Source organism: Duganella sp. Root198D2, from assembly GCF_001428585.1.
Lineage (GTDB): Bacteria > Pseudomonadota > Gammaproteobacteria > Burkholderiales > Burkholderiaceae_D > Rugamonas.
In genome coordinates this window covers 79,512-100,576 of sequence record NZ_LMIC01000001.1, presented here as the reverse complement: position 1 = coordinate 100,576, position 21,065 = coordinate 79,512, and the positions used below count along the sequence as shown (strand labels likewise).

The following is a 21,065-nucleotide window of genomic DNA, read 5'->3' as shown; positions in this document are numbered from 1 at the left end:
CGACGCGCAATGGTTCGCGCGCCACGCGTTGCCTCATAGCAACATCATTGACGCAATATTAATTCAAAGCCAAGATCTGTGTCGCTTTGGCAGCATTGTTTTCCGCGTTCTTCAACAGGCTCATTTGCGTTTCGAAGGAGCGCGCCAGGGTAATCATATTGACCATGGCATCGATCGGGTTGACGTTGCTGCCTTCCAGCGTGCCGTCCGCCAGGCGCACGCCCTGGTCGGGATCGGCCGGCAGGCCGCTTTGCTGGCGGAACAGGCCATCGTCGCCGCGCACCAGGCCTTTGACGTCCGGGTTCACCAGCTTGATGCGGCCCAGCACATTCGAGGGGCCAGGCTGGGTCTGGGTAGTGTCGATGGCCGACACCGTGCCATCGGCGGCAACGGCCACCTGGGCGTCGGGCGGAATGGCGATCGGGCCGTTCTCGCCCACCAGGGTCAGGCCGGCAGCCGTTTGCAGCATGCCGTTTTCGCTGACCTTCAGGCTGCCGTTGCGGGTGTAGGCCTCGGAGCCGTCGCTCGACTGCACGGCAATGAAACCATCGCCGCGCAAGGCCACGTCCAGCGCCCGCCCGGTCGTCTGCATAGCGCCGGCGCGGAAGTCCGAGCCGACGGTGTTGTCGACCACGAAGGTCCGGGTCGGCAAGCCTTCCGCCACCACGGGAACGGCGCGGAAGGAATCGAGCTGGGCGCGGAAGCCGGTCGTGGTTGCATTGGCCAGGTTGTTCGAGGTGGTGGCCTGCTGCTCCAGGATGTGGCGCGCGCCGGTGGCGGCGGTGTAGACAAGGCGGTCCATCGCTTGCTCGCTTTATCCGGTTAACGCAGGTTGACCAGGGTTTGCAGCACCGAGTCCTGGGTCTTGATGGTCTGCGCATTGGCCTGGTAGACGCGCTGCGCAGTGATCATGTCGACCAGTTCCTTGGTCAGGTCCACGTTCGACGATTCAACCGACGAGGAACGCAAATTGCCAAGGCCGCCCTGGCCCGGCGCACCGACCTGCGGCGCACCGGACGCCGAACTTTCCGCCCAGACGTTGTTACCGAGCGGGATCAGGCCGTCCGGGCTGGCGAAATTGGCCAGCACGAATTGCGCCAGGGGACGCGACTTGCCGTTGCTGTACTGGCCGATGATGGTGCCGCTGGCGTCAGCCGAGAAACGCTGCAGGCTGCCCGAAGAGTAGCCGTTCTGCGTCGATTCCTTTTCGCTGGTCGGCGAACCGTATTGGGTGGTGCCGACGAAGTTGGTGGAGATCGTCATGACCAGGTCGGCCCCGTTGTCCGGGAAGATCGGCAGGTTGATCGAGAACGGCAGGGTCTGCGGCGGCACCATCAGCGCCATTTTCGCTGCGCTCAGCTGGCCGTTGGTGTCGAAGCCCAGGGTGCCCACTTTCACGGCCGGCACTGTAATTGCCGCTGCCAGTTTCTGGTCGATGATGTCCGGGCTGTTGCCGGGGATGGCGCCAACGTCGGTCGGGGGCGTGTACACGGCGGCCAGTTTCGCCAGCTGGGCGGCAGTCGCACCGGCAGCGGTAGCGGCGGCGGTCATGGCGGCGCCGGCGGCTGCGGAGTAGGCCTGCTGTGCTGCCAGCATGCCGGCTGGATTGTTCGCGGCTGCGGCAGCATCGTAGGCCACGCGGGCTGCCTTGGCAGCCGGGTCGGCCAGTACGGCCTGCGCCACGGCCTTGGCACTGACCTGCACGCCATCGCTGCCGGCGTACACATCCCATACGCCGCTGCCCTTGTTCACGTAGAACATCGACATGGTGTGGGCATTGCCCAGGCTGTCGAACACGTCCATCACGGTCTGCTTGTTGTAGGTCAGCGGATCGCCAGCATCGAACGGCACTTTGCTCGGGATCGGCGAGGTGGACGACAGGTTGATCTTGAAGTTCGCTTCGGTGGTCTCGACCGGGGTCAGGTCGGCGGTGTCGATCTTGATCGGCACCGGTGCGCCGGCCAGGATGACGCCGTCCTTGGTGGCCAGGTAGCCGGTGATGGCATTGCCCTGGGCATTGGTGATGATGCCGTTCTTGTCGAGCAGGAACTGGCCGTTGCGCGAGTACTGCACTTCGCCGCTGGGCGCCACGGTGCGGAAGAAGCCGCCGCCATTGATCGAGATATCGAGCGGGTTGTTGGTGGTTTCGATGTTGCCCTGCGTGAATTGCTGCGCGATGCGCGAAATGCTCACGCCGATACCCGGGTTGTTGCCGGCCACGCCGTTCAGCGAGTTGGCGTACAGGTCGGCGAACTGTGCCTGCGAACCTTTGAAGCCCACCGTGCTCGCGTTGGCGATGTTATTGCCGATAACGTCGAGCGACTTGCCTGCGGCGTTCAGACCGCTGAGACCTTGTTGAAACATGGTATTTCCCCTATCAGGTTGGGCTTACAAAACTTGTTTGATGTCGTCCATGGTCAATTGACCGATGGCAGGAACATTGAGCCTGGTGCCGCCGGCGCCGGTGGACACGCTGGCCACGGTGCCGAAAGTCAGCGCCTGCAAGCCTTCGGCAGCCTTGCCGCCCAGGGTGCCGCTGACTTCCACGCTGTACATGCCATCGGGCGCGGTGCTGCCGTCAGCCAGTTTGCCGTCCCAGCCCAGCGGCAGCACGCCGGCATCGACCGACTGCAGCGAGAGCGAGTGCACCACCTTGCCGCTGGCATTCTTGATATCGATCTGCAGCGTGTCGACCGCGTTCTTCATCTCAACACCGAACAGGCCTTTGCTTGAAGCCAGTTGCAGGTTCTTGCCGGCCGCCAGCACGCCGTGGTTGATCAGGTTGGTCGCCTGCAGCGAAGCCGAATTGGCGTAATCCTTCTTCAGCGATTCGATCGTCTCGTTCAGCTTGTTGATGCCGGTGACGGTCTGCAATTGCGCCAGCTGGCTGGTCACTTGTGCGTTGTCCAGCGGGTTCAGCGGGTCCTGGTTTTTCAGCTGCGTGATCAGCAGCGTCATGAATTTGTCCTGGTCGGCAGTTACGCTCTTGTCGGAGCCGGTACTGCCGCGGGTATTGACCGCGTTGAGCAGGGCTTGCGTCGGCGTGCTGCCGCCAGTGACGGGGGTATTGGTGATGGCCATGGTTACTGTCCGATCGTCAGGGTTTTCAGCAGCATGGTCTTGGCTGCATTCATGGTTTCAACATTGGTCTGGTAAGAGCGCGAAGCCGACAGCATATTGACCATCTCATCGACTACGTTCACGTTCGGCATCGTCACATAACCCTTCTCGTCCGCCAGCGGATGCTTGGGGTCGTAGACTTGCTTGAGTGGCGACGGGTCTTCCACCACCTTGCTCACTTTGACCGAGGTGGCGGCGCCGTTGGCGCTCGGGGTGGCTTCGAACACCACCTGCTTGGCGCGGTAGGCTTCACCGCTGGCCGAGGTGGCGCTGTCGGCGTTGGCCAGGTTGGAGGCGACGACGTTCAGGCGCTGGGCCTGGGCGCTCATGGCCGAACCGGAAACGTTGAAAATGCTGAACAAGGACATTACTGGCCTCCCTGGATCGCGGCCAGCAGGCCTTTGATCTGCGAATTAATAAAGGTCACGCCTGCTTCGTAGCGCAATGCATTGTCGGCAAAGTTGTTACGTTCAACATCCATGTCGACCGTGTTGCCATCGACTGCGCCCTGCGCCGGGTGGCGGTACAGCAGCGGCGTGCCGTCCGGCAGCGTGCTGCCATCCTGCGGCGGACGCGGGAAGTGCTTGTTGGCCGTGGTTTGCAAGGGCTGCGGCGTGGCCGCGCGCTGCATGGCTTCCTGCAGGTTGGCGGAAAAGTCGATGTCGCGCGCCTTGTAATTCGGCGTGTCGGCATTGGCAATGTTCGACGCCAGTACGGCCTGGCGCTTTTCACGCAGGCTGAGGGCGGTTTCGTTGAACAGCAGGTAGTTGTCGAGTTTGCCTAACATGGCGCTTCTCCGCTTGATGACAGGTTCGATGATACGGAGCAATGTGCTTGCTTGATCGGAAGAGAAAGGCGGGGTTTTTGCCCTTATTCGCGGCTTGCGGCTTGCGCGCCGGGGCTAAGATGGGCAGCATGAAACAAGTCCTCATCATTGCAAGCCTGTTTGCCGCCAGCCTGGCCCATGCCGCTCCGGCCCGCATGGAGCCTGCTGCCCTGCGCCAGGTCGCCGAGCAATTCCTGCAAGTCCAGACTGCCGGCCTGCCGGGCAAGGTCACGGTCAGCGTCGGCGCGGTCGACCAGCGCCTGAACCTGGCGCCCTGCCCGGCCCCGGAAGCGTTCCTGATGCCGGGTGCGCGCGCCTGGGGCAAGACCACGGTCGGCGTGCGTTGTGCGGCGCCTTCGCCGTGGACGGTATATATTCAGTCCCAGGTATCGGTGTTAGGCAGTTATGTGGCCGCCGCCGTACCGCTGGTCCAGGGCCAGGCGATCGAAGATGCCCAATTGGCAATGATGCAAGGCGAACTGACCGCCCTGCCGCCGGGAATTGCGACCGACAAGGTGCAACTGGTCGGCAAGTCCAGCAGCATGTCGATTTCGGCCGGCACCCCGCTGCGGGTGGACATGGTCAAGGCCAAGCCGGTGATCCTGCAGGGCCAACTGGTCAAGCTGGTCACCAAGGGCAATGGCTTCTCGGTGTCGGCCGAGGGCAAGGCAGCCGGTTCGGCGGCCGAGGGCCAGGTGGTGGCAGTCCGCACCGGCAATGGCCAGCAAATCAGCGGAATTGCCCGCCTGGGTGGAATGGTCGAAGTAGCTTTTTGAACAAGTTTCACGATGCCAGCTAAAGTTTGGCCGCAGATTGCCGTTATAGACTCGTATGCCGGGGTAAGTACTCCAACCAGACGAGGATAAAGCTGTGAAGATCAACGATACATTGAAGAACACGCCGGGCTTGCCAAGTTCGCCCGCGACGGGCACGAACGCGCGCAGCGCGGACAAGGCCGCCGCAGCGACTTCCACCGCACCACAGGCAGGTACCGACAATGTGCGCCTGTCCTCGCAAGGACAGGCAATGGCGGCCAGTGGCGCTGCCGCCAGCAATGCCGTGTTCGACACGAAAAAAGTCGAGCGCATCAAGATGGCAATTGCTGACGGCCAGTTCCAGGTCAACTCGGAAAAAGTGGCAGACGGTTTGCTGGACACGGTCCGCGACCTGCTGCACGCACGTAAGCAACGCTAAGGAAACATGATGGCCGCTGTCTCCCCTAAACACAGCCTGCAGGCTGAGTTGAGCAAGATCACGGAATTGCTGGATGTCCTGAAACAGGAACAGCAAGACCTGGTAGCGGCCGACATCGACCACCTGACCTCGCTGACTCCGCACAAGTCGGCCCTGGTCAACGAAATGGCCACCCTGGCCACCGCGCGCCACCGCGCCCTCGCCGAGGCCGGTTATCCGGCGCTGGAACTGGGCATGGAATCGTGGCTGGAAGCCCAGCATGACGACGCCGCCAATATATTGTGGCAGCAACTGCTGGACCAGACCCGCGCGGCCAAGGAATTGAACCGCCTGAACGGCGTGTTGATCAACAAGCACCTGGGCCATACCCAGGGCGCACTGCAAGCCTTGCGCCCGGGGCAAACCACGGTCTACGGACCGAGCGGCATGACCACCGGCGGCACCACGCGCCGCGGCTTCATCGCCGGCTAAGCCTTTCGCAACCGGCACACCGCCGGACCTTTCGAATTAATGACTTTTTATGCAACCTTCTGCATAATGGGCGAATGCGCACATTTCTCTCAGGAATTATTCTGGCGGCCACGACCGCCCAAGCCGGTGCTGCCTCCGTTCATTCCGCCCTTGGCGGTGAACAATTCGGACTGCAGCCCGCCGACAACTACCGCCTGAGCAACGGCCGCTGCAACGACTGCGGCCAGAAGCAGGCCTTGTGGTACTTCCAGGATGAGGTGATTGCCCTGCCGGCTGCCGGTGCCAAGGATGCACCGGGCCTGGTCTGGCTGGGTTCGCCACAACTGGTGCCGCAGGCGCGCTTTGACGGAAAAGCGCTGCACACGGCCGATGGCGGCACGCTCGATTTCCGCCTGGCGCCGAAGATCGCGACCAACCGTTCCTACTTCAACGCCAGCTCGGAAGCCTTCTTCCGCCAGCGCGAAGTGCGCGTGCGCGGCCAGTGGGACGAGGCCGGCCAGCAGTTCGTGGCACGCACCATCTGGCCGCGCGACTATGTGATCGATGCGGGCAAGCTGCCAGTACAGCCCTTGTCCGGCGACGACGACCTGCAAGGTTTCGTACGTCATGCGGACGGCGGTGCGCGCGGCGAGTACGCGGTGCGCAAGGTATGGCAGCGGCCTGGCGCCGCGCCGGCCGACTTGTCCGGCAAGCCGGTGCTGGCCATGATGCTCAGCGGAGCCCAGGGCGACGACGACGAAGCATATGGCGGCCATTTCGCCATCGCCACCGGCCGGCTGGGGCCGCAGGGCGAGTGGTCGGACTGGCTGGTGAATAACTTCTACGGCCTCGATTCGACCAGCGAGAAAGGTATCGTCGCTTCGGCCCTGCCGATGGATAACTACCTGATGGACTTGAACAGCGGACAGCAGTATTACCGGCCGTCGTACATGCTGGTGGCGGTGTTGAAAGATCCGCGCACCGCGCAGGCCTACCAGGGCAATGTGAACCAGGTATTCCGCGCCTTCTATGCCCACCATTTCAGCTACCAGCACGCGGCTGCCAACTGCACCGGGATCAATGTCGACGTACTGCGCAAACTGGGCTGGCAATGGCCCCTGCAGGGTCCGACCAATCGCCTGAAGGCCGTTGGCGCTTTTGCCTACATGGCGGCGAAGGAAATGAGCATCGCCAGCGGCAAGAAGGCCTACAGCTATTTCACCGAGGAGCAGACGCGCCTGCATCCGGCGGTGGCGTTTGATGCGTTGGGCAAGGATTTGCTGAATGTGCTGGGCGGCCAGGCCGGGCGCCAGTTGAGCGGGTTCGAGCAGCAGCTGAAGTCGGATGTGGAGGCGGTGATGCTGGTGCGGATTCCGCAGATCCCTTCCAGCCGCGCGTTCGGTTCGGCGCCGGCGTATTCGATCGACGAGTTCATGGCGCGCGCGCCGGAGGATCGCAGCAAGTGGCAGGTGGTACCGGTGGAGCCACGGCCATTTCCTGAAGAGTTGATGGACGAGCAGGCGAAGCAGAACTTGCAGAAGTCGGCGTGGCCGGTGGCGGCGCTGGTACTGCTGGTTGCGACGATCGGAACTGCATGGCATTGGCGGCGCAGGCAGAAGCTGCGGGAGCAGGTGCCGCATCCGGAGCGGCTGCGCGCCTAAACCCGGTAAATCAGGGTCAGACCCAGGTCTGCGGCGGTCGCGTGTCAGGGTCTGACCCTTGGGTCTGACCCTGGTTTTACGGGTTGGGAATTTCGGTAGCCGGATCGGGGACCCCTGACAAAATCGTCACAGCCACCCGCCGATTCCGCGCCCGCGTCTCGGGATCGTCATTCGACGCCACCGGCTGGTTGTCCGCATGTCCCACCGCCGTCATGCGCGAAGCGGCAATCCCGGATTCGATAAACAGCCGCACCACAGTCCCCGCCCGCACTGCCGACAACTCCCAGTTCGACGGAAAAGCCGCATTCCTGATCGGCACATTATCGGTATGCCCCTCCACCTGCACATTGTGCGGGTCATCCTTCAGCAGCGTCGCCACCGCGGTCAGCGCCTCGCGCGACTCCCCGGTCAGCCTTGCATCGCCCGGATTGAACAGCACCGAAGCATTGATTTCCACGCTCACGCCCCGGCTATTCTGGGTCACCCTTACCTTGCCCTCTTTCACCAGCGGCGCCAGGGTACTGGCCAGGTCCTTGGCCAGCCGCGTCATCTGCTCCTTCTCCTTCTTGATCGCCTCGTTGCGCTTGCGCGAAGCGGGATTGGGAATCGGCAGGCTCTGGACTTCGGTATTGGTCGGGGGGGCAGCGCCAGCCCCGCCAAACGCATCGCCCAGCGCGTCGGAAAACACCTTGTACTTGCCAACGTTGACCGACGATACCGCGTACATCACCACAAAGAAGGCAAACAGCAGCGTGATGAAGTCGGCGTAAGAGATCAGCCAGCGCTCATGGTTCTCGGCGTCGTCGTCGAACTTGCGGCGTGCGCGGCGGTACTGCATGTCACGGCTCCCGCATCAGGGTCGCGATCCGCTCATCGATAACGCGCGTGAAGTCGCCGGTGGCGATGTCGTACATCACCGTGGCCGTCAGCTCCTGCAGGTAGACCTGGCGCGTGACGATGGTCTTGAGCTTGTTGGCGATCGGGTAGAAGAACAGGTTGGCCAGGCCGACCCCGTAAATGGTCGACACGAAAGCCACCGCAATGCCGGAACCGAGCTTGCTCGGGTCGGTCAGGTTTTCCATCACATGGATCAGGCCCAGCACAGCGCCCAGGATGCCGATGGTCGGCGAATAGCCGGCCGCCGATTCCCAGATGCGCACCGCCTGGCGCTCCGCCGTTTCGAAGGCGGTGATTTCCATGTCCAGCATCTGCCGCATCTTGTCCGGGTTGATGCCGTCCACGATCATGCGCAAACCCTTGGCGATGAACTTGTCCTTGGCGCCCAGCATGGGGCGCTCCAGCGCCAGCAGCCCGTCGCGGCGGGCCAGCATGCTCCAGTTATTGATATCGCGCGCCAACTGGGCGCGGTTGTCCGGCGGCGGCTTGAAGACCCAGCGCAGCATGGTCAGGCCACGGCGCAGGGTCGGCAAACGGGTTTGCAGCATGACAGCGCCGAACGTGCCGACTACCACGATGGCGAAGGCTGCCGGCTGCAGCAGGGAAGTGATCTTGCCGCCCTCCAGCCCCTGGCCGACGATGATGCCGGCCAGCGCCAGCAGCACTCCGGCTACGCTGGACCAGTCCATGCCTGCTCCCGCAGCGAGGCACGCAGGCGCGCCACGGCTTGTGTGTGCAACTGCGATACCCGGGATTCGGAGACGCCCATCACGGCGCCGATCTCCTTCAGGTTCAGCTCTTCCTCGTAGTAAAGGCCCATCAGCATTTTCTCACGTGGGGGTAGCGCATCAATCGCATCGATCACGGCCTGGCGGAAGTCGGTGTCGAGCAGCGCGCGCAGCGGATCGGCATCTTCATCATGGGCGTAGCGGTCGAGGAAGCTGTCGTTGCCGTCTTCCGCGTGAAAATCTTCGTAGTACACCAGTTGGTGGCCGCCGCCCTCGGACAGCATTTCCTGGTAATCGGCCAGCGACAGTTTGAGCGACTTCGCCACTTCCGACTCGGTCGGCGGGCGGCCCAGGCGCTGCTGCAGCGTGGCCATGGCGGTTTCAATCTTGCGCATGTCCTGCCGCATCGAGCGCGGCATCCAGTCGGAAGAGCGCAATTCATCGAGCATGGCGCCGCGGATGCGCATCACCGCGTAAGTCTCGAACTGGGCGCCGTGGGTTTCTTCATACCTGTTAATAGCGTCCAGCAAGCCGATCATGCCGGCCTGTACCAGGTCATCCACTTCCACACTGGGCGGCAATTTTGCCTTCATATGGTGGGCCAGGCGCTTGACCAACGGCATGTGCGTCGTCAGCAAGGAATCCTTGTCCACCTTCCCTTTGACCGTGTACATAAAGGTTCTAATTCTTTTCAGGCTCTAAAATGGTTGCAGCTCCCCATCGCAAAACGCCCTGCCAGCTGGCGGAAGGCCACTGACGCCCCGGCCAGGGGGAAGGCGTCCACCACCGCACGACCCAGCCGGGCTGCACGCTGCAGGTATTCGTCGGCCGGCACAGACCCCATGGAAACGAGGTTGACTGCCAGGTAACGGCTTGCCGCATGTGCCATATTATCGTAAACCACCCTTGCTTCGGCCTCCGAAGCGCCGGTGACCAGGATGCCGAACGGCCGGCGCCCAAGTTCATGGTTGAGCCGCTTGATCATCATATAAGCATTCTTGATCGAAGTGGCACTGTTTGACACCTGCACCACGATCTCGGAACTGGCCATCAAGGGTACCGGGAAGGCTTCGCCATCAAATTCGCCGTCCACCAGCACGATGCCGCTCTGGCTGGCCAGCACGCCGAAAGCCTTGGCCAGGCGGCGCCCTTCGTCCGGGCCACGGCGCGATTCGCCGCGCGTCATCGACACCACATTGAAGCCTTGCGGCGCCGCATGCAGCACCTGGTTCAGGCCGCAGTGCTGGCGCGCCACGTCGAGCAGGCTGGCGCCGTGGTCCAGGCCCAGGCGCGATACCACGCCGTGCGCGCTGGCGCAGGCGTCGACCAGCAGCACGTCGTTGCCCGCCTGCGACAGCGAGGCGCCCAGGTTAACCAGCATGGCGCCTTTGTCGTCCTGCGGCGTGGCCGACAGGAACGTGATGATGCGTGGCCGGGGGCCGGCCAGCATCCGGCGCAGGCCCTCGGCCTGGTCGAAATCGAAATTAGCCAAAGCGTACCTCGCGCAGCATTGGGTCGTGCACGGCGCCGGCTACCAGCAGCGGCAGTTCGGCGTCGCCGTATTTCGGGGCGGACTGGCCGCCGAAGGCGCGTCCCACCAGCGCCGCCGGATCGGCCAGGTGCAGGTCTTCCGGCACGCGCTGGCCGTTGGACGCGTAGAACAGGCGCAGCTTGTGGCGGATCACCACGTCCAGCGCGGAGCCGATCGAGGCGGCTTCGTCCAGCTTGGTGATGATGGCGCCGGCCAGGCCGCTGCCCTGGTAGGCGCGCACCACTTCGGACAGGGTTTCCTGGGTCGAGGTGGCATTCATGCACAGGATGCGCTGCACGTCGGTGCCAACGCCCTGCAACATGGCGACCTGCTCGGCCACCATCTGGTCGCGCTGGCTGACGCCGACAGTGTCAATCAGCACGGTGTGCTTGTTGCGCAGTTCATTCAGGGCGATGCGCAGGTCGGCTTCGTCTTTCACCGAGTGCACCATCACGCCCAGGATCTTGCCGTAGATGCGCAGTTGTTCGTGGGCGCCGATACGATAGGCATCGGTAGTGATCAGCGCCAGTTTTTCCGGGCCGTGGCGCATCACGCAGCGCGCGGCCAGCTTGGCGGTGGTGGTGGTCTTGCCGACACCGGTCGGGCCGACCAGGGCGAACACGCCGCCTTTTTCCAGCAGCGCGACTTCGTTGCTCATGGCGTTGATGTTGCGGGCCAGGACGGTGCGCATCCATTGCAACGCCTCGGCGCCGTCGCGGGCGGCCGGCAGCTTGTCGGTCAGGTAGCGTGCCAGGCTGGCGGAGAAGCCGGCGGCCAGCATTTCGCGCAGCACCACGGTCTTGTGCGGCTCGCGCTGCTGGGTGTTGGCGAAGGCCAGTTCGTTGAGCTGGGTTTCCATCATGCCGCGCATGGCGCGCAGTTCGCTCATCATGCTGGTCATTTCGGCAGCGGCCGTGGCTTTGGCGCTGGCGACCGCCTCCGCGACCAGCGAGGAAATGCGGTCCATGTCGACTGCCGGCGCGGCAGGTGCCGGTGCAGGTGCGATCGGGCGGGCCGGTGCGCGCGGCGCGGCTGGCGCCTGGCGGGCAGTGGCGCGTACCACCGCGGCGGCCGGCTGGGAGACCAGGGCCGGCGCCAGCTCCAGGTGCGGCGCGGGCGCTGACATCGGCGAATCCGGGGAGTGCGGGGCCAGGGCTGCGGCATCGTCGCCGGCCAGGGCCAGGATTTCCACCGCGCCGTCGACAGCGCGGTTGGAGAGGATCACCGCATCCGGGCCAAGCGCTTCGCGTACCTTGCGCAGCGCTTCACGAGATGTTGGGGCGGTAAATTTTTTAACGTTCATTTCCTGCTACTCCGGCTTATTCGCACATGGTCAAATTATTGACGATGCGTCGGGGTAACAATCGGTGGAATAGCTTGGGAAATGCCGCTTAATTCAAAACCGGCAAACCTGGGTCTGACCCGCAGGGTCAGACCCAGTCAGCGCCGCGGCCACCGGTTTGGGTGGTGCGCCGTTGATATTCGTCGAAAGTCAAAGACCTGGATTACCGGTTTTACTGCGCACCCACCAGCGAAGTAACCCGGATGGTCTTCGTCTCCGGAATCTCCGAATGCGACAGCACCTTGAGCTGTGGCAGCGCACGGCGCAGGAATTTGGACAGCAGTGGACGCAGGGCCCCCGGCACCAGCAGCACCGGCGTCACACCCAGCGCCTCCTGCTGCTGCGTTGCCGTCGCAGCCTGCTGCGCAATGGTATCGGCCAGCCCCGGCTCGATACCCGCTGAATCGCCGCCACTGGTCATGGCCTGCATCAGCAAACGTTCCAGGCGATTGTCCAGGGTCATGACCGACAGCTCGCCCCCGGCCGGGAACAGCTGCTGCACGATCGCCCGGCCCAGCGCCACACGCACTTGCGCGGTGAGGTCGTTCGGATCCTGGGTATGCGGGGTGAACTCGGCCAGCGTTTCGATAATGGTGCGCATATCGCGGATATGCACGCCCTCCGCCAACAAGTTCTGCAGCACCTTCTGCAAGGCCGACAACGACAGCATCTTCGGCACCAGGTCTTCCACCAGCTTCGGCGAATCCTTGCCCAGGTGATCCAGCAGCGACTGCACTTCGGCGCGGCCAAGCAGTTCGGAAGCGTGCGAAGTAATCAGGTGATTCAGGTGGGTTGCCACCACGGTGCCGGCATCGACCACGGTATAACCCATGCCGGTAGCCTGGTCGCGCAGCGAAGCATCGATCCAGATCGCTGGCAGGCCGAAGGCCGGGTCGGTGGTCACCATGCCGGGCAGCGTGCCGCTCGCCATGCCCGGATTGATCGCCAGGTACTGGCCGTTGAACGCCTCGCCGGTGCCAACCTCCACGCCCTTCAGCGTGATGCGGTAGGCGGAGGGCTTCAGCTCGAGGTTGTCGCGGATATGCACCGGCGGCGCCAGGAAGCCCACTTCCTGCGCAAACTTCTTGCGGATGCCCTTGATGCGCTTCAGCAGTTCTCCGCCCTGGGTCTTGTCGACCAGCGGGATCAGGCGATAGCCCACTTCCAGCCCGAGGGTATCGACCGCCAGCACGTCCTGCCAGGTTGCCTCTTCCTGCTCGGGCGCAGCCTGCGCCCCGGCCGCTGCACCGGCCGCACCGCCGCCGCCCGCACCGCCGGCCTCTTGCGTGGCATCCGCTTCCGCTTTCTCCTTCGCCTTTTTCTGCAGCATGTAGCCGGAACCGATCAGGGTCGATGCCAGCAGGATGAACACCAGGTTTGGCATACCGGGAATCAGGCCCATGCCGCCGATGATGGCGCCAGTGATGAACAGCACTTGCGGCTTGGCGAACAGCTGGCTGATCACCTGGGTGCCGATGTCGGTTTCGGAGGCCACGCGCGACACCACGATACCGGCCGCGATCGAAATCACCAGCGAAGGAATCTGCGCCACCAGGCCGTCACCGATCGCCAGCAGCACGTAGTTTTTCAGCGCGTCGGCAAAGCCCATGTCGTGCTGGATCATGCCCACCAGCAGGCCGCCCACCACGTTGATCACGGTAACCAGGATGCCGGCCACCGCATCGCCGCGCACGTATTTCGAGGCGCCGTCCATGGCGCCGTAGAACTCCGCCTCCTGCGACACTTCATTACGGCGGCGCTTCGCCTCCGGCTCGCCGATCAGTCCCGCATTCAGGTCGGCATCGATCGCCATCTGCTTGCCAGGCATTGCGTCCAGGGCGAAACGTGCGCCCACTTCAGCGATACGGCCCGCGCCCTTGGTCACGACCACGAAGTTAATGATGGTCAGGATCACGAACACCACGATACCGACCGTGTAGTTACCGCCGATCAGGAAGTGGCCGAAGGCCTCGATCACCTTACCTGCCGCATCCGGGCCGGTGTGGCCTTCGGTCAGCACGACACGGGTCGACGCCACGTTCAACGACAGGCGCAGCATGGTGGACACCAGCAGCACCGTCGGGAAAGCCATGAAGTCCAGCGGCTTGACCGTATACAGGCTGGTCAGCAGCACGATGATCGACAGTGCGATGTTAAAACTGAAGAACAGGTCGAGCACGAACGCCGGCAACGGCAAGATCATCATCGCCAGCAGCATGATGATCAGGATCGGTGCGGCCAAGGATTGGCCGTTGCCGACGATGCCTCTCATCCACGGCGGCATGTTCAGGGCGTTCATTCTCTTTTGCTCCGTTTATTTCTTGTTCAGTGGATCCATATCGTCCGGCACATCGAGCCTGGTTGGACGATCCGGGTAACGCAGGCCTGGACGATAGGCCTTGATCTGGTATACATAAGCCAATACTTCCGCCACGGCGGCGTACAGGCGCGGCGGGATTTCGTCGCCGATTTCGGTATGCTTGTGCAGCGCACGCGCCAGCGGCGGCGCTTCCAGGATGGCGACGCGGTGCTCTTTCGCCAGTTCGCGGATCCTGGCCGCCACCTGGTCGGTACCCTTGGCCACCACGCGTGGCGCGCCCTGCCCGCCTTCGGCGTACTTCAGCGCCACCGCATAATGGCTCGGGTTGGTCACCACGACGTCGGCGGTCGGCACTTCCTGCATCATGCGTTTCTTCGCCATGTCGCGCTGCAGTTGGCGGATCTTGCCCTTGATCTGCGGGTTGCCGTCCGACTCCTTGGACTCCTGGATCAGCTCCTGGCGCGTCATCTTCAGCTTGTTCGCGTAATGCCACATCTGGTACGGCGCGTCGATCAGGGCGATAAAGCCCAGTGCACCGACGATCACGATAAAGCTGAAGCCCAGCATATTCATCACGTGCGTGCTGCCGGCGTGCAGCGGCTCCACCATCAGGCCGATCGCCTCCTGCTGCTGGCGCGAAATGACCATATACGCCACCACGCCCACCACGATGGACTTGACGATGGCCTTGAGCAGTTCCACCAGCGAGTTGGTGGAAAACATATTGCCGATGCCCGTGATGGGATTCAGCTTCATGAAATTCGGGGTAAAGGCCTTGGCCGAGAACAGCCAGCCACCGACCAGCAGCGGCGACGCCAGCGCCACCACCATCACGGCGACGGCGATCGGCAGGCAGGCCAGCATGACCTGCACCACATCGACCAGGATGCGGTTCACCAGGACATCAGGATTGAACACTTGCTCGCGCGTCAGCGACAGCCCCGAGGTGAGGCTGCGGCTCAATTCGCGCACCAGGCCGGAACCGGTCATCCACAGACCGGCCCCCGCTGCCATGAGAACGGTAAAGGTCGCGACTTCGCGCGACCTGGGTACGTCCCCTTCTTCACGCGCCTGCTCGAGGCGCCTCTGTGACGCGGGTTCTGTTTTCTCGGCTTCGCTGTCTTCAGCCATTGACCGCTCCTGTTATCGACCGTGCCATTATCGCTGCGGCCGGGCAAGAGCTATCGCTGGAAAAAGCGGGGAAAACCGGCCTTACTCGGCCCCGTCGGCGGTGGTCGCGGCCTCTGGTACGGTCTTCGGACGGCCCAGCTGCCAGACCTGCTGGTCGATGGCGCCGAAAATGGACTTGCCGTCCGCATCCAGCATCTCGATCTTGATGGTGTCGCCGAAGGACATGAAGGAAGTTGTCGTTTTACCATTGGCAATCATCTCCAGGCAGCGCTTTTCGGCGATACAGGAGTAGCCCTTTTTCACATCCTTATTCGATACAGTGCCGGAGCCGACGATGGTGCCGGCGCGCGCGTTGCGGGTTTTCACAAGGTGCGAGATCAACTGGGCGAAGTTGAAGACCGTGTCGACGCCGGCATTCGGCTGGCCCACCAGCTTGCCGTTCCAGGTGGAACGCAGTGGCAGGTGCACCTTGGCATCCTTCCAGGCATCGCCCAATTCGTCCGGCGTGACGGCTACCGGGGAGAAGCTGCTGGCCGGCTTGGACTGGAAGAAGCCGAAGCCCTTCGCCAGTTCTTCCGGGATCAGGTTACGCAGGGAAACGTCATTGACCAGCAGCAGCAGGCGGATCTGCTGGAAGGCCAGGTCCGGCGCAGCGCCCATCGGCACGTCGTCGGTAATGACTGCGATTTCCGACTCGAAATCGATGCCCCATTCCTCATGCTTCAACTCGATGTCGTCGCAGGGGCCGATGAAATCATCGCTGCCGCCCTGGTACATCAGCGGATCTTCCCAGAACGAGGCCGGCATTTCCGCGTTGCGCGCCTTGCGCACCAGCTCAACGTGGTTGACGTAGGCGGAACCGTCGGCCCACTGGTAGGCGCGCGGCAGCGGGGCCATGCAGTTCGCGGGTTCGAAGTCGAAGCTGCGGCGCGCCTTGCCCTCGTTAAGCTGGCGGTACAGGTCATCGAGCTGGGGCGAGATGAAAGCCCAGTCATCGAGCGCGCGCTGCAAGCTGCGGGCAATGCCATCGGCGACCACGGCGGTCTTCAGGTCGCGGGAGACGACGACCAGCTGGCCATCGCGGGTGCCGTCTTTAAGGGTGGCGAGTTTCATATGGGAATGCTATCGAATCGGTAGAGATAATCAATTTTACCTCTTAGATACGAATCATTACCATTTGACTCAAGCAGAAAGGATTTCGACCATGGCAGCAATCGCAGCGAAGAAAATGAGCCAGGCAAGCACCCACATGGGGATTGCGTTCGGCCTGATGTACGTGCTGACCGGCTCGCTGGCATTCGGCGGCCTGGCTGCCGTGCTGGAGCCGGTGATCAACGTCGCGCTGCTGCCATTCCATGCGCGCGGCTGGCACACATTACGGATGCACTTCAATGCGCGCCGGCGAGCGCTTATCGCGGCAGAAAAGGTCTCGCAAACCATGATGCATGCGCTGATTGCGTTTGCCACGCTATACGCCGCTACCGGCTCGCTCGCCTTCGGCGGCCTGGCTGCTGTGCTGGAACCGATCATCAACGTGATTGCCCTGCCGTTCCACGACCGCCTGTTTGACCGCCATGTGCTGCGTCGCGCCCATGCTTCCGCCTGAGCAGTACTTCACCGTCCGGCCAAAGAGCCCTCCGCCCCTTCGTTTCGCGCCCCTGGCCGGTGTGCGACAACTAACCGACACGAACTCCCATGCGGCCTAGTCTCCCCACATCAGGGAACAGGGGACATTCATGCTTGCCGACAAAGATGCGATTGCAATGATCGCGGTGAAAGACCTGGCTGCGGCCGCCAGGTTCTATGGCGAAGTTCTTGGACTTGAAAAGCTCGACAGCCCGGAACGGGAAGTGCTGTTTTTCCGCAGTGGCGCGACAAGGATTAATGTCTATCACTCGCCATATGCGGGCAGCAACAAGGCGACTTGCCTTATGTGGAACGTAGGGAGCGAACTGGAAGCGATCGCAGCGCGCTTGAAGGCAGACGGCGTCAAGTTCGAACACTACGACATGCCCGGCCTGAAGCTCGAAGGCGACATCCACCGCGGCGACCGAATGAGCGTCGCATGGTTCAGCGATGTCGACGGCAACATCCTCAGCATTGTGAACGGATAGGAGGCCATATGAATCCGAAAGCACTTCCCTTGATTGTTGGCGCGCTTCTTTCAGGCCGGTTGCTGGCGGCCCCGCCGGATGTGGAAAAGGAATTCGCTTCGATGGATGCCGACCGTGACGGCAAAGTGTCCACAACCGAGCATGCAGCCGCGGCCAGGCAGATGTTCGGGAAGATGGACGCCAATCAGGATGGCAAGGTGAGCGCCGCGGAAATGGCTGCGGCCCACCAGGCGATCACTGGCCAGGCGGCGAAGAAGAACGATATGCCGGCGGCCGAGAAAATCAAGGCTGTCGATTCCGACGGGGACGGCGTGCTCACAGCCGAAGAGCACAGCAAAGCGTCGGCATCCATGTTCGCAAAAATGGATACCGACAAGGACGGCTTCCTGGGCAAGCAGGAGATGGCCGCTGGACACGCGGCCATGATGAAGAAGCCGTAATCAGGCCGGCGCCAGCAGCGCAAGCTGTTCAGGTGTGAGATAGCACCATTCGCCTTCCTGCAGGCCGAGAGCGTCGAGTTGCAGTTGGCCGATGGCGGAACGATGCAGCGCGGAACAGTGATTGCCGGCAGCAGCCAGCATGCGCTTGACCTGGTGGTATTTGCCCTGCTCCAGCACGATCTCCAGCAGGTTTTCACCGCGCTTGATGCAGGTGACAGCGGCCAGCGGGGCCGGCTCATCGTGCAGCTGCACGCCGGCCAGCATCTGTGCCACCAGCTCATCGCTTACCGGTTCCGCCGTGGTGGCCAGATAGACCTTGGGCACATGGCGCTTGGGCGAAGACTGGGCGTGGATGAACGGGCCGTCGTCGGACATCAGCAGCATGCCGGTGGTGTCGTGGTCGAGCCGGCCGACCGGTTGCACTTCGCGCCAGGTGAATTGCTCAGGAAGCAAGGTCAGCACACCAGGATGATGGCTGGGCTTGCGGGAGCATTCGTAGTCGGAAGGCTTGTACAGTGCAATATAGAGATGTTCGCGATAAACCCACTCTTCGCCGAACACTTCCAGCACCAGGCCGTTGGTTTCGATAGTCGCTTTATAGTTGTCCTGCACTTCGCCGCCGATGGAAACGTCACCGTCTTCAATCAGCGCGCGGCAGTATTTACGGGTGCCGAAGCCTTGCGACTGCAGGATTCGGTCGAGGGATAATTTACTCATGGGGCGGAATTTTACCGGATTTACGCTACCGCAAGCCTCCCTATTGATGCAGATCAAAGGGCGTGACAGTCGAGTTGGTACACTTAAATAGCATTAGGAATCTGCTGACTGGGCTATAGGAATTTCTTTGGGAGATCTCAGCAATGAAGCTCTATATCAACCGTAGGTCGTTGGCACAGGCCCATGCCGCTTCTCTGGAAACCAAATTGGCTGTAGCGCGCTGGAGCGGCCAGGCTGGCGTTATGCCGCAAGCATTGTGGCGGCGCCAGCAGGAAACGGAATTGCTGGAGTGGCTGGTACAAGGCGGTTTTTCCACCGAAGACCTCGACGCAGAAACGAAAACAGCGGCCAGGGGCCGCCGTTCTCTTGCCTCCCAAAGAGACAGTGACGAGGAATGTGAATTCACTCAAGTCCGCATCCGTAATGCGGCTGCGTAGTCTGCCTCAAGATTTGATTGCTGATCGCCCTCCCCTTGAATCGAACTACACCGTCAATATAGTCCACGTCGGGGAAATGGCAAGCAAAAATGCCAATGTTAATTGCTGAGCCATTCGCGGCCGCAGCCTAGCGCAAGCTAGGCTTGGCCGCGTCTGCAGCGGCCTTGATCGCGCCATAACCAACGGCAGCACCAAACTTCTTCAGCACGCGCTCAGGCAGGTTCTCATGCTGGGTATAGTCGACAATGTCTTCTGCTTTCACCACGTCGCGCGCCACGCTGTCCACGCTGCCCAGGTCATCGGCCAGGCCCATCTCGATGGCGCGCGCGCCAGTCCAGTAGAGGCCGGAGAACATGTCGGGCGTTTCCTTCAGCCGCTTGCCACGGCCGGTACGCACCACCTCGATGAATTGCGCGTGGATTTCTTTCAGCATGGTCTGGGCATGCTGCTTCTGCTTTTCCGACTGTGGGCTGAACGGGTCCATGAAGCCCTTGTTCTCGCCAGCGGTCAGCAGGCGCCGTTCGACGCCCAGCTTTTCCATGGTGCCGGTAAACCCGAAGCCGTCCATTAGGACCCCGATCGAGCCGATGATGCTGGCCTTGTTGACGTAGATGCGGTCGGCGGCGGACGCGATGTAATAGCCGCCCGAGGCACATATTTCATCGACCACCACATACAGCGGCTTTTGCGGATAGCCGTGGCGCAGGCGGCGGATTTCGTCCACGATCATGCCGGCCTGGACGGCGCTACCGCCCGGACTGCTGATGTGCAGGACGATGGCGACCGAGCCGGTGTCCGAGAAGGCCTTATTCAGTGCGGGAATGACGACGTCGGCAGCGCCGCTGCCTTCGGCTTCGATGCTGCCCTCGATTTCGATCAAGGCAGTATGGCGGCCAAGGGCCTCGGCGTCGCCGCCCATCAGGTTGACGCCAAAGTAGCTGGCCAGGGCGAAGAAAATGATGGCCAAGGTCGACACCTTGAAGAAGATGCTCCAGCGGCGGTTGGCGCGTTGTTCTTTCAGCGTGGCGAACACCAGCTTTTCCAGCACCTCGCGCTCCCACTTGATGGGCGGGTTCTCGGCTGGCGCGGCCGGCTGGCTGTTATTGTTGTCGTTGTTATCACTCATGGTCGTGGGCGAACATAGTCGTCAGGCTGCCAGTAAATGTTTTCATCGCGTTCAGTCACGGCAATCGGGCGCAGGCGGCCGCCGCGGCATGGGCCGCCGGCGCACTGGCCATTTTCCGGCATATAAATGGCGCCGTGCGTGGAGCACATGATATAAAGGCCGCTCGATTCGAAGAACTCACCCTCGGCCCAGTCCAGTTCAATCGGCACATGGGCGCAGCGGTTCAGGTAGCCATACACCTTGCCGCCGTAGCGCACCACAAAGCCGGTGGTGTCTTCGCCGCCGGCGCGCAGCGGGAAGCGGATGCCTTTGCCACCCTCCAGCAGCAAGTCGGCAGCGCACACCAGGACTTCAGCATCCATCACGCATACTCATTCAGCCACTGGTGCAGCTGCGGCACTGTGCGCGCCGAGAACACCGGGTTGCAGGCAGACAGTTGCTCCAGCGGATGGGCGCCATATTCGACGGCGATGCCCGATGATCCCGCATTTTGCGCCATCATGAGGTCGTGTGTGGTGTCGCCAATCATGACGGTGCGACGCAAATCCTGGCCCAGTTCGCGCGTCAGTTCCTGCAGCATCGCGGGATGTGGCTTGGAAAACGTTTCGTCAGCGCAACGCGTCGCATCGAAGGTCGACAGCAGCCCTGCCGCATTGAGCGCGCGGTTCAGGCCTACGCGACTCTTGCCGGTGGCAACGGCGAGGAAGAAGCCTTGCTGCGACAAATCCTGCAACATTTCAGGCACACCATCGAACAAGGTCAGTTCGTGGTCTTTTGCCAGGTAGTGATAGCGGTAGCGCTCAATCATGCGCGGATAGACCTTGGGGTCGAGGCCGGGCATCGCCACTTGCATGGCTTCGCCCAAGCCCAGGCCAATGACATGGGCTGCCTGCTCCCGGCTGGGGATGGGCAGGGCCAGGTCCCTGGCGGCGGCCTGGATGCATTTCACGATGGTGGCGGTGCTGTCCATGAGCGTGCCATCCCAATCGAAGACGATCAGGTCAAATTGCTTACGCGGCATTATTTTTTTC

25 protein-coding genes are annotated in these 21,065 nt (G+C 62.4%); 8 read left to right on the top strand and 17 right to left on the bottom strand.

The features are described 5' to 3' along the window. Positions 1-58: 58 nt before the first annotated feature. Genes flgF through flgB form a run of 5 tightly spaced genes read right to left on the bottom strand, consistent with a single transcriptional unit; the run spans position 59 to position 3,907 of the window. The gene (gene flgF, locus ASE26_RS00495) at positions 59-802 is read right to left on the bottom strand and encodes a flagellar basal-body rod protein FlgF (RefSeq protein WP_055930692.1); all 744 of its coding nucleotides are present in this window, start codon (positions 800-802) and stop codon (positions 59-61) included. Positions 803-822: 20 nt separating this feature from the next. Continuing rightward, complete coding sequence (locus ASE26_RS00490) at positions 823-2,364, bottom strand: flagellar hook protein FlgE (protein ID WP_055930689.1); 1,542 nt, start codon at positions 2,362-2,364, stop codon at positions 823-825. Between the two features lie 24 nt (positions 2,365-2,388). After that, positions 2,389-3,081: a flagellar hook assembly protein FlgD gene (locus ASE26_RS00485; RefSeq protein WP_055930686.1), complete on the bottom strand. Its 693-nt coding sequence runs from the start codon at positions 3,079-3,081 to the stop codon at positions 2,389-2,391. Positions 3,082-3,083: 2 nt separating this feature from the next. Beyond that, positions 3,084-3,488, bottom strand: a complete 405-nt coding sequence (flgC, locus tag ASE26_RS00480; protein ID WP_055930683.1) for a flagellar basal body rod protein FlgC — start codon at positions 3,486-3,488, stop codon at positions 3,084-3,086. Next, a complete protein-coding gene (gene flgB / locus ASE26_RS00475; RefSeq protein WP_055930681.1) occupies positions 3,488-3,907 on the bottom strand; it encodes a flagellar basal body rod protein FlgB in 420 nt (139 codons plus the stop codon). The genes flgC and flgB overlap by 1 nt, the downstream gene beginning before the upstream one ends. Positions 3,908-4,035: 128 nt before the next feature. Between flgB and flgA the strand changes: the two genes are divergently transcribed. The 4 genes from flgA to ASE26_RS00455 all read left to right on the top strand — a co-directional run bounded on the left by flgA (position 4,036) and on the right by ASE26_RS00455 (position 7,251). After that, positions 4,036-4,722, top strand: a complete 687-nt coding sequence (gene flgA / locus ASE26_RS00470; protein ID WP_057245554.1) for a flagellar basal body P-ring formation chaperone FlgA — start codon at positions 4,036-4,038, stop codon at positions 4,720-4,722. A 94-nt stretch (positions 4,723-4,816) separates the two neighbouring features. Further along, positions 4,817-5,140, top strand: coding sequence for a flagellar biosynthesis anti-sigma factor FlgM (flgM, locus tag ASE26_RS00465; protein WP_055930678.1), 324 nt, complete (start codon positions 4,817-4,819; stop codon positions 5,138-5,140). Between the two features lie 6 nt (positions 5,141-5,146). Next, positions 5,147-5,611, top strand: a complete 465-nt coding sequence (locus tag ASE26_RS00460; protein ID WP_229207136.1) for a flagella synthesis protein FlgN — start codon at positions 5,147-5,149, stop codon at positions 5,609-5,611. Positions 5,612-5,685: 74 nt separating this feature from the next. Beyond that, on the top strand, positions 5,686-7,251 hold the full coding sequence (locus ASE26_RS00455) for a hypothetical protein (protein ID WP_055930671.1): 1,566 nt from the start codon (positions 5,686-5,688) through the stop codon (positions 7,249-7,251). A 76-nt stretch (positions 7,252-7,327) separates the two neighbouring features. Here the strand turns inward: ASE26_RS00455 and motD are convergent, their stop codons facing one another. From motD to ASE26_RS00415, 8 genes are all read right to left on the bottom strand, one after another. Beyond that, entirely contained in the window at positions 7,328-8,089 is a 762-nt protein-coding gene (gene motD / locus ASE26_RS00450; protein ID WP_055930669.1) for a flagellar motor protein MotD, read from the bottom strand. Between the two features lies 1 nt (position 8,090). Further along, the gene (locus ASE26_RS00445) at positions 8,091-8,837 is read right to left on the bottom strand and encodes a flagellar motor protein (protein ID WP_055930664.1); all 747 of its coding nucleotides are present in this window, start codon (positions 8,835-8,837) and stop codon (positions 8,091-8,093) included. Beyond that, the gene (locus ASE26_RS00440; RefSeq protein ID WP_055930661.1) at positions 8,819-9,550 is read right to left on the bottom strand and encodes an RNA polymerase sigma factor FliA; all 732 of its coding nucleotides are present in this window, start codon (positions 9,548-9,550) and stop codon (positions 8,819-8,821) included. The genes ASE26_RS00445 and ASE26_RS00440 overlap by 19 nt, the downstream gene beginning before the upstream one ends. A 17-nt stretch (positions 9,551-9,567) precedes the next feature. Next, positions 9,568-10,368 (bottom strand): hypothetical protein, encoded by an 801-nt coding sequence (locus ASE26_RS00435; protein ID WP_055930658.1) that lies wholly within the window; start codon positions 10,366-10,368, stop codon positions 9,568-9,570. Continuing rightward, positions 10,361-11,710, bottom strand: coding sequence for a flagellar biosynthesis protein FlhF (gene flhF / locus ASE26_RS00430; RefSeq protein ID WP_057245426.1), 1,350 nt, complete (start codon positions 11,708-11,710; stop codon positions 10,361-10,363). The genes ASE26_RS00435 and flhF overlap by 8 nt, the downstream gene beginning before the upstream one ends. A 211-nt stretch (positions 11,711-11,921) precedes the next feature. Beyond that, positions 11,922-14,048 (bottom strand): flagellar biosynthesis protein FlhA, encoded by a 2,127-nt coding sequence (flhA, locus tag ASE26_RS00425; protein ID WP_055930653.1) that lies wholly within the window; start codon positions 14,046-14,048, stop codon positions 11,922-11,924. Between the two features lie 15 nt (positions 14,049-14,063). Then, positions 14,064-15,200 (bottom strand): flagellar biosynthesis protein FlhB, encoded by a 1,137-nt coding sequence (gene flhB / locus ASE26_RS00420; RefSeq protein ID WP_055930650.1) that lies wholly within the window; start codon positions 15,198-15,200, stop codon positions 14,064-14,066. A gap of 81 nt (positions 15,201-15,281) precedes the next feature. Next, positions 15,282-16,313, bottom strand: coding sequence for a fumarylacetoacetate hydrolase family protein (locus ASE26_RS00415; protein ID WP_057245425.1), 1,032 nt, complete (start codon positions 16,311-16,313; stop codon positions 15,282-15,284). Between the two features lie 91 nt (positions 16,314-16,404). Here ASE26_RS00415 and ASE26_RS00410 point away from each other — a divergent pair, with 91 nt between their 5' ends. From ASE26_RS00410 to ASE26_RS00400, 3 genes are all read left to right on the top strand, one after another. After that, a complete protein-coding gene (locus tag ASE26_RS00410) occupies positions 16,405-16,806 on the top strand; it encodes a DUF2061 domain-containing protein (protein WP_057245424.1) in 402 nt (133 codons plus the stop codon). 130 nt (positions 16,807-16,936) lie between these two features. After that, positions 16,937-17,314 carry a VOC family protein gene (locus ASE26_RS00405; protein WP_055930643.1) on the top strand — a complete coding sequence of 126 codons (378 nt, stop codon included), beginning with the start codon at positions 16,937-16,939 and terminating at the stop codon, positions 17,312-17,314. Positions 17,315-17,322: 8 nt separating this feature from the next. Continuing rightward, complete coding sequence (locus ASE26_RS00400) at positions 17,323-17,754, top strand: EF-hand domain-containing protein (RefSeq protein WP_057245423.1); 432 nt, start codon at positions 17,323-17,325, stop codon at positions 17,752-17,754. Here ASE26_RS00400 and ASE26_RS00395 read toward each other — a convergent pair whose 3' ends face one another. Further along, positions 17,755-18,471 carry a pseudouridine synthase gene (locus tag ASE26_RS00395; RefSeq protein WP_057245422.1) on the bottom strand — a complete coding sequence of 239 codons (717 nt, stop codon included), beginning with the start codon at positions 18,469-18,471 and terminating at the stop codon, positions 17,755-17,757. A 143-nt stretch (positions 18,472-18,614) separates the two neighbouring features. Between ASE26_RS00395 and ASE26_RS00390 the strand changes: the two genes are divergently transcribed. Then, complete coding sequence (locus ASE26_RS00390; protein WP_055930634.1) at positions 18,615-18,908, top strand: hypothetical protein; 294 nt, start codon at positions 18,615-18,617, stop codon at positions 18,906-18,908. Between the two features lie 127 nt (positions 18,909-19,035). Here ASE26_RS00390 and ASE26_RS00385 read toward each other — a convergent pair whose 3' ends face one another. Genes ASE26_RS00385 through ASE26_RS00375 form a run of 3 tightly spaced genes read right to left on the bottom strand, consistent with a single transcriptional unit; the run spans position 19,036 to position 21,055 of the window. After that, positions 19,036-20,034: a S49 family peptidase gene (locus ASE26_RS00385; protein WP_055930631.1), complete on the bottom strand. Its 999-nt coding sequence runs from the start codon at positions 20,032-20,034 to the stop codon at positions 19,036-19,038. Further along, a complete protein-coding gene (locus tag ASE26_RS00380; RefSeq protein WP_055930627.1) occupies positions 20,031-20,396 on the bottom strand; it encodes a Rieske 2Fe-2S domain-containing protein in 366 nt (121 codons plus the stop codon). Before ASE26_RS00380 ends, ASE26_RS00385 begins: the two co-directional genes overlap by 4 nt. Next, positions 20,396-21,055, bottom strand: coding sequence for an HAD-IA family hydrolase (locus tag ASE26_RS00375; RefSeq protein ID WP_055930624.1), 660 nt, complete (start codon positions 21,053-21,055; stop codon positions 20,396-20,398). The genes ASE26_RS00380 and ASE26_RS00375 overlap by 1 nt, the downstream gene beginning before the upstream one ends. Positions 21,056-21,065 lie beyond the last annotated feature (10 nt).

Excerpts from the sequence above, each read along its gene's own strand:
- flgF (WP_055930692.1), bottom strand. The coding sequence starts at position 802 with ATGGACCGCCTTGTCTACACCGCCGCCACCGGCGCGCGCCACATCCTG.
- ASE26_RS00490 (WP_055930689.1), bottom strand. The coding sequence starts at position 2,364 with ATGTTTCAACAAGGTCTCAGCGGTCTGAACGCCGCAGGCAAGTCGCTC.
- ASE26_RS00485 (WP_055930686.1), bottom strand. The coding sequence starts at position 3,081 with ATGGCCATCACCAATACCCCCGTCACTGGCGGCAGCACGCCGACGCAA.
- flgC (WP_055930683.1), bottom strand. The coding sequence starts at position 3,488 with ATGTCCTTGTTCAGCATTTTCAACGTTTCCGGTTCGGCCATGAGCGCC.
- flgB (WP_055930681.1), bottom strand. The coding sequence starts at position 3,907 with ATGTTAGGCAAACTCGACAACTACCTGCTGTTCAACGAAACCGCCCTC.
- flgA (WP_057245554.1), top strand. The coding sequence starts at position 4,036 with ATGAAACAAGTCCTCATCATTGCAAGCCTGTTTGCCGCCAGCCTGGCC.
- ASE26_RS00460 (WP_229207136.1), top strand. The coding sequence starts at position 5,147 with ATGATGGCCGCTGTCTCCCCTAAACACAGCCTGCAGGCTGAGTTGAGC.
- ASE26_RS00455 (WP_055930671.1), top strand. The coding sequence starts at position 5,686 with ATGCGCACATTTCTCTCAGGAATTATTCTGGCGGCCACGACCGCCCAA.
- motD (WP_055930669.1), bottom strand. The coding sequence starts at position 8,089 with ATGCAGTACCGCCGCGCACGCCGCAAGTTCGACGACGACGCCGAGAAC.
- ASE26_RS00445 (WP_055930664.1), bottom strand. The coding sequence starts at position 8,837 with ATGGACTGGTCCAGCGTAGCCGGAGTGCTGCTGGCGCTGGCCGGCATC.
- ASE26_RS00440 (WP_055930661.1), bottom strand. The coding sequence starts at position 9,550 with ATGTACACGGTCAAAGGGAAGGTGGACAAGGATTCCTTGCTGACGACG.
- flhF (WP_057245426.1), bottom strand. The coding sequence starts at position 11,710 with ATGAACGTTAAAAAATTTACCGCCCCAACATCTCGTGAAGCGCTGCGC.
- flhA (WP_055930653.1), bottom strand. The coding sequence starts at position 14,048 with ATGAACGCCCTGAACATGCCGCCGTGGATGAGAGGCATCGTCGGCAAC.
- flhB (WP_055930650.1), bottom strand. The coding sequence starts at position 15,200 with ATGGCTGAAGACAGCGAAGCCGAGAAAACAGAACCCGCGTCACAGAGG.
- ASE26_RS00415 (WP_057245425.1), bottom strand. The coding sequence starts at position 16,313 with ATGAAACTCGCCACCCTTAAAGACGGCACCCGCGATGGCCAGCTGGTC.
- ASE26_RS00410 (WP_057245424.1), top strand. The coding sequence starts at position 16,405 with ATGGCAGCAATCGCAGCGAAGAAAATGAGCCAGGCAAGCACCCACATG.
- ASE26_RS00405 (WP_055930643.1), top strand. The coding sequence starts at position 16,937 with ATGCTTGCCGACAAAGATGCGATTGCAATGATCGCGGTGAAAGACCTG.
- ASE26_RS00400 (WP_057245423.1), top strand. The coding sequence starts at position 17,323 with ATGAATCCGAAAGCACTTCCCTTGATTGTTGGCGCGCTTCTTTCAGGC.
- ASE26_RS00395 (WP_057245422.1), bottom strand. The coding sequence starts at position 18,471 with ATGAGTAAATTATCCCTCGACCGAATCCTGCAGTCGCAAGGCTTCGGC.
- ASE26_RS00390 (WP_055930634.1), top strand. The coding sequence starts at position 18,615 with ATGAAGCTCTATATCAACCGTAGGTCGTTGGCACAGGCCCATGCCGCT.
- ASE26_RS00385 (WP_055930631.1), bottom strand. The coding sequence starts at position 20,034 with ATGAGTGATAACAACGACAACAATAACAGCCAGCCGGCCGCGCCAGCC.
- ASE26_RS00380 (WP_055930627.1), bottom strand. The coding sequence starts at position 20,396 with ATGGATGCTGAAGTCCTGGTGTGCGCTGCCGACTTGCTGCTGGAGGGT.
- ASE26_RS00375 (WP_055930624.1), bottom strand. The coding sequence starts at position 21,055 with ATGCCGCGTAAGCAATTTGACCTGATCGTCTTCGATTGGGATGGCACG.